Here is a 5,849-nt window from a genome sequence, read left to right on the forward strand (position 1 = left end):
CAGGGTGCTCTGGCCGGGAGGCCGAGCTCCCGGGCGATGAGCATTCGCTGGACCGCGAGCAGCCTCTCCAGGTCGCCGCCGCGCGCAGCAGCGAGGAAGGCGTCCACGACCTCCCGCTGCCGCCCCAGATCCGGGTCGGGTGACGGTGCGCCCTGGACCCGGCGGCGAGCGCGGCTGGCGAGCTGGCGGGTCGCGGTCGAGGTGCGGCCGACGATCGGCGCGATCTCGTCGAAGGGCAGCGCGAACAGGTCGTGCAGCACGAACGCGAGCCGTTCCGCCGGGGCCAGGGTTTCCAGCACCACCAGCAGCGCCAGGCCCACCGAATCCGCGAGCAGCGCCTCCTGCTCGGGGTCGACGGCGTCGACGCTGCTCACCACCGGGTCCGGCAGGTGGGGGTCCAGCGGCTCCTCGCGGCGGGTGGCGCGGGAGCGGAGCATGTTCAGGCACACCCTGCCGACGACCGTGGTCAACCAGCCGCCGAGGTTGTCGATCCCATCACCGCCCGACCTGCTGAGCCGCAGCCACGCTTCCTGCACCGCGTCGTCGGCCTCGCTCAGCGAGCCGAGCATCCGGTAGGCCACGGCCCGCAGCCGCGCCCGGTGGGTTTCGAACTGCTCGGCCAGGATTTCCGCGTCCATCGGTCACATTCCTCCGTCGCCCGGGGTCACCCCCATGACCGATGGAACCGGGCCGGTGTGACACCGGCGCCCGAATCCCCTGGAGGCGACGTGCAGCCGCGCATGCAGAACCCCGCGATGATCCTGCCCGATGCGATGACCGGCATCCAGCACCTGCTCAAGGCGACGAACTCCGGTGGGGTGCCGAAGCGGACGCTGGAGCTGATCGGCCTGCGGGTCAGCCAGCTCAACGGCTGCGCGCCCTGCCTGGTCGGCCACCTGCGCGAGGCCCGGAACGCCGGGGAGACCGACGAGCGGCTGGTCACCTTGGCCACGTGGCGGGAGGCGCCGTTCTTCACCGACGCCGAACGCGTCGCGCTGGAGCTGGCCGAGGCCGTCACGCGGCTCGCCGACCGCTCCGACGAGGCGGTCCCGGACGAGCTGTGGGCGGAGGTGACCGAGCACTACGACGAGCAGCAGATCTCCGCCGTCCTGCTGATGATCGGCACGCTCAACCTGTTCAACCGGATCAACGTCCCGATCCGGGAGCGCGCTGACCGGCCCAGCTGGGGTTGAGCCCGCGTGAGCGGCGATGGTGGTTCTTGCGACCATCGCCGCTCACGCGGGCAGCAGCAGCATCCGGCGTTCGGCGATGCGTTCCACCGCGGCGCGGCTGTAGGCGAGGGGGAAGTACTCCCCGTTCTGCCACGCTTCGGCGAGGTCGCGGTAGTGCGGGTCGCCCGGGTTCCCGGACTGGCCCGGGGTGTTCACCGCCACCGACGAGTCCCAGTCGCCGACGTCCAGGACCATCCGGAACGACGGGCCCGCGGTCTGCCGGAAGTCGCTGAACCGGTAGGCCGACTGGTTGACCGTGTCCGGGGAGCCGCCCCGCGGCAGCGGGCCGACGTCGTAGTGGGACCGCTCGCCCTCGCAGAACGCCGCCGACGCCGGGTGCTGGAAGTAGCTCTGCTGCAGGTTCCCCCACTCCCACGTCGGGTCGGCCCTCCCCAGCAGCTCGCGCACCTCCGCGTAGGCCGAGCGCAGCGTGTCCAGCAGCAGGCGGTCGCGAGCCGCCGCGTTCGGCAACCACCGGCCCGGTTTCTCCAGCTCGCCGAGCAGCACCAGGGTGTCGGGGTCGTCGATGATCTTTGCCGCCTTCGGCACCGCGGCCGCCACGAACCCCGGCCCGAGGTGCTTGGACAACCACACCTCGAACAACGCCGCCGCACCCGAATCCGCCGATTCCACCGCGTCCCAGCGGCGCAGCAACCGCAGCGCCCGGCGCAGGTCGGCCTCCCCGCTGTCCACATCGGACAGCAGTGCGAGCAGGCGGCGGGCCGGGATGGACAGCTGGTCGTTCTGCAGCTCCTGCGAATCGGCGACGGTGTGCCTGCGCTGCTGGGACAGCACCTCGGTGATCCGCTGGTGCCGGAACGGGTTGGTCCACTCGTAGCCGAGCCCCAACCCCTGGTACTCCGACGGCAGGTTGAACTGGTTGGCGGTGGCGATGAACCCCGCCGCCGGGTTCAGCTGGCGCGGCAGGTCGTCGCCCGAGTAGAAGCCGTCCCACTCGAAGCGGCCGTCGCCTGGAACCGGCAGCAGGCCGTCGAAACCGACCCGCTTGGGCGCCAAACCGCCCGGCACCCAACCGATGTTGCCGTCCACGTCGGCGTAGACCTGGTTCTCCGTCGGCGCACCCCAGTTGCGCATGGCCCGGGTGAACTCGTCGAAGTTGCGGGCCCGCATGTAGGCGATGCTGCCGAAGTACGGCGACATCCCGGGCGAGAGCCACGCGGTGCGCACCGCGTAGGCGAGGTTGCGCTCCTCGTCGACGTGGATCACCGGGCCGTGCCGGGTGAAGACCAGCTCGACGGTCTGCGCCGCACCGCCGCGCACCTCGACCTGCTCGCTGAGCACCGTCATCGACTCCCAGCCGTCCCGGTACCGGTAGCGGCGGTGATCGGCCGGATCCAGCTGGTAGACGTACAGGTCCTCCTGGTCCACCGGGAAGATCGTCAGGCCGAAGGCGACGGTTCCGTTGTGCCCGATGGAGATCCCCGGCAGCGCCGGCTCCCCCGCACCGATCACGTCCAGCCCGGGCGCGGACAGGTGCGCCAGGTAGCGCAGCGACGGCGCGGAGTAGGAGCGGTGCGGATCGTTGGCCAGGATCGGGCGCCCGGTGGCGGTGCGCTCACCGCTGACCACCCAGTTGTTGCTGCCCTCGGCGGCCGCGTCGCGGGCCGACTTGCGGACCCACCCCTCGGAGAACTCCACACCCCGGGTGGCCAGGTCGAAGACCTTGAGCACGTCGCCGGGCACCGCGCACGGGTCGAAGCCGTCGGGCACCTCCACCCGGTGGTCCGGTTGCAGGCCCTGCCTGATCTCGTCGGCGTCCAGCCCGGCGGCGCAGGCGACCCTGACGCGCTCGACCTCGCTGGTCAGGTTGCGGGTCAGGCCGTGGCTGCGGATGCGCACCACGTCCGCCGGATCCCAGCGCGCCGGGCCGTAGCCGAGCTTGTCGAACTCGGGCGGCAGGTGCTCGGGGTTGGCGTCGAGCCAGTCGAGGTAGGCGTTGATCCCGTCGGTGAACCGGGTCGCGATGTGCTGCGCGTCGGGCGAGTAGCGCGCCCACTCCGCGTCCATGTCGCCCCGGTACAGGAACAGCCGGGTCGCGCGGTCCTGCTTCACGTAGGCGGGGCCGAGCACTTCGGCGAGCCTGCCGAGTCCGCGCCGCCGCCACAGGTCGATCTGGAACAGCCGCTCGCGGGCGGCGTTGAAGCCCTGCGCGAAGAACAGGTCGTCCTCGTTCCGGGCGTAGATGTGCGGGACGCCGTAGCGGTCCTCGATCACCTCCACCGGGGCCCGCAGCCCCCGCACCGGGTATTCCTCGTGGTTCTGCGCCGCATCCGCCGTGGCACCCGCCATCACACCGACCCCCGCGATCCCGACCCCAGCGGCCACCAGCCCTTGTCTTCGGGAGAACCGCAACCGACCATTGCCCACCACGACCTCCCGTGCCGAACCGCTGCCGGAGATCCTTGTGCGAGCAATCGCTTTTCACAAGACCGAAGAGCTTTCAGATGTGTGTGACCCAGGACGATTCGGGCGGAGTTCCCGCGGACTGGACCCCGCACCGATTCAGGCGGGCTTGACCTTGCGGGGCTTGCCGACGCCGAGCTCGAGGGCCCTCGCGATGAAACCGATCTCGCGGTCCAGCTCGTCGTCGCGCGCACCGTGCCGGGCCACCGAGTGCCGGTGGTTGACCACCCGCGCCAGCAGCAGCGCGGCGGTGTCGACGTCGCAGCTCGCCGGCCCCGGCGGCAGCGCCAGCTCGATCACCCCGCGGATCTGCTCCACGACGTGCCGGAACCGCTGCTGCAACGCCTCCCGGACCGCGGCGTGGGTGTCCGCCTCCCGCCACAGCAGGTGGCTGAGCAGCGGCGACGCCTCCAACCGGGCGTCCAGCTCGCGCACCAGCCGCCGCAGGCTGCCCGCGACGTCACCGCGCACCGCGACCCGGTCCGAGACCACCGGATCGTCGGGCAGCTGGTCGACCAGCGCGGTCAGCAGGTCCTGCTTGCGGCGGAAGTAGTAGTGGATGAGGCCCTTGGGCACCTCGGCGCGCTCGGCGATCCGCGAGGTCGGCGTGGCCTCGAAGCCGTGCTCGGCGAACAGCTCACCGGCCGCCTCGAGGATCCGCTCCCGCGCGGATGAACCGCCCTCTCCCGGTCGACCGTCCTCTCCCGATCGACCGGAGTCCGAAGGGGCCCCGGAGGGGCGACCGCCCGGTGCTTGCGCCATGAACCCGACCTCCCGCCGCCTGCGCACCGGAGAAAGCGCGCGGCCCGGACGTTACCGCCAGGCCGCGCGCACGCCGTACCCGTGAGTGGCCGCGCCGCGCGCGGCCAGAGCGCCGTCAGTGCTGACCGGCGATTCCGCGGTGCGCGGCGTTGGCCTCCGGCAGCGCGGCCGCCCCGGCGATCACCGCCAGCACACCGACGATCCACGAAGTCCACGAGGCACCCATGTGCGCGGTGTACCCGAGGACCCACGGCGAGATGAACAGCAGCACCCCGATCAGCATGTGGGAGTACTCGCTGGTCATCGACCCTGGCATGGCCAGCGACCACACGCTGGCGATCACCAGCAGCGCACCCAGCACGATCATCGCGGACAGCGCCGACCCGCTGGTCGGCGTCCAGAGGGTCCCGATGATCAGGTAGGCGCCGAGGACCACCCCGACCCAGTCCTGCCAACGAACCCAGGGCTTCGCAGTCGAACCGCTCTCGGCCACGTCGATCACCTCCGCAGAACTCCGACGAACAACTCCATTGCACGCTTGGTTGGCCAGCCGGTCAAGAGTCTTCCACCGGTTCTCGGTTTGTCCGGTTCGTCACTGCCCGGATCGGCGTTCGCCGGTTTCGGTTGCGGGGGTTGGGGGTTGCGCAACGCGCCGGGCGCAGGAGTGATCCGATCGGCTCGGAAAATCCGGCCGATCCGCGCCACACCTCCCACAACAACGCTGCCTTCCAGGTAACTTGGTCCCCATGGGCCTTGCCGACGACCGCGACTTGCTACCCCTTGGATCGGGTTTCGACCTCGTTCGAAAGAACGGCTACGACCGCGCCCAGGTCGATGAGCACCTGGAGCGCCTCGACGCCGACATCCGCATCCTGAGCGCGGATCGCGACGCCGCCGTCTCCCAGGCCAACGACCTGTCCAAGCAGCTGGAGTCGGCCCGCTCCGAGATCGAGAACCTGCGCGGCCAGGTGGACCGGCTGGCCAAGCCGCCGACGACCCTGGAAGGCCTCAGCGAGCGCCTGCAGCGGATGCTGCGGCTGGCCCAGGACGAGGCCAACGAGATCCGCGGCCGCGCCGAGAACGACGCGGCCCAGATCCGCGCGCGCTCCGAAGCCGAGGCCAACAACCTGCGCACCCGCTACGAGCGGTTGATCTCCGAAGTGGACAGCCGGCGCTCCGAGATGGAGACCGAGCACCGCACGCTGATGGACCGCGCCAAGGCCGAAGCGGAGCGGATCACCCGGGAAGCCGAGGAGAACCGCAAGCGCGCCGACAAGGAGTCCGAGGCCCGCCGCACGCAGGTCGAAGAGGACTTCGAGATCGCAATGGCCGCGCGCCGCAGCGAATCGATGCGCACCCTGGCCGAGCAGGAGGCCAACAGCAAGTCCGAGGCCGAGCGCCGCGTCCGGGAAGCCACCGACGAGGCCAACC

At 71.1% G+C, this 5,849-nt stretch carries 5 protein-coding genes and 1 pseudogene; 2 read left to right on the plus strand and 4 right to left on the minus strand.

What is annotated here, in order from left to right:
• Nucleotides 1-638, minus strand: a 638-nt coding sequence (locus ABTZ89_RS34490; protein ID WP_351052763.1) for a sigma-70 family RNA polymerase sigma factor, incomplete at its 3' end; no start/stop codon positions are given.
• A 90-nt stretch (nucleotides 639-728) separates the two neighbouring features.
• On the opposite strand from ABTZ89_RS34490, the gene ABTZ89_RS34495 reads away from it, so the two are divergent.
• The gene (locus ABTZ89_RS34495) at nucleotides 729-1,193 is read left to right on the plus strand and encodes a carboxymuconolactone decarboxylase family protein (RefSeq protein ID WP_351052766.1); all 465 of its coding nucleotides are present in this window, start codon (nucleotides 729-731) and stop codon (nucleotides 1,191-1,193) included.
• Nucleotides 1,194-1,235: 42 nt separating this feature from the next.
• On the opposite strand, the gene ABTZ89_RS34500 is transcribed toward ABTZ89_RS34495, so the two are convergent.
• The 3 genes from ABTZ89_RS34500 to ABTZ89_RS34510 form a co-directional block, all read right to left on the minus strand.
• Nucleotides 1,236-3,578 (minus strand): penicillin acylase family protein, encoded by a 2,343-nt coding sequence (locus ABTZ89_RS34500; protein ID WP_351052769.1) that lies wholly within the window; start codon nucleotides 3,576-3,578, stop codon nucleotides 1,236-1,238.
• A 177-nt stretch (nucleotides 3,579-3,755) separates the two neighbouring features.
• A complete protein-coding gene (locus ABTZ89_RS34505) occupies nucleotides 3,756-4,418 on the minus strand; it encodes a TetR/AcrR family transcriptional regulator (RefSeq protein WP_351052772.1) in 663 nt (220 codons plus the stop codon).
• 115 nt (nucleotides 4,419-4,533) lie between these two features.
• A complete protein-coding gene (locus tag ABTZ89_RS34510) occupies nucleotides 4,534-4,911 on the minus strand; it encodes an SPW repeat protein (RefSeq protein ID WP_270951516.1) in 378 nt (125 codons plus the stop codon).
• Nucleotides 4,912-5,164: 253 nt separating this feature from the next.
• On the opposite strand from ABTZ89_RS34510, the pseudogene ABTZ89_RS34515 reads away from it, so the two are divergent.
• Nucleotides 5,165-5,849 (plus strand): annotated as a pseudogene (locus ABTZ89_RS34515) (M protein); the annotation flags it as partial.

The organism is Saccharopolyspora sp. NPDC002686 (genome assembly GCF_040295745.1).
Classification (GTDB): Bacteria; Actinomycetota; Actinomycetes; order Mycobacteriales; family Pseudonocardiaceae; genus Saccharopolyspora; species Saccharopolyspora oryzae.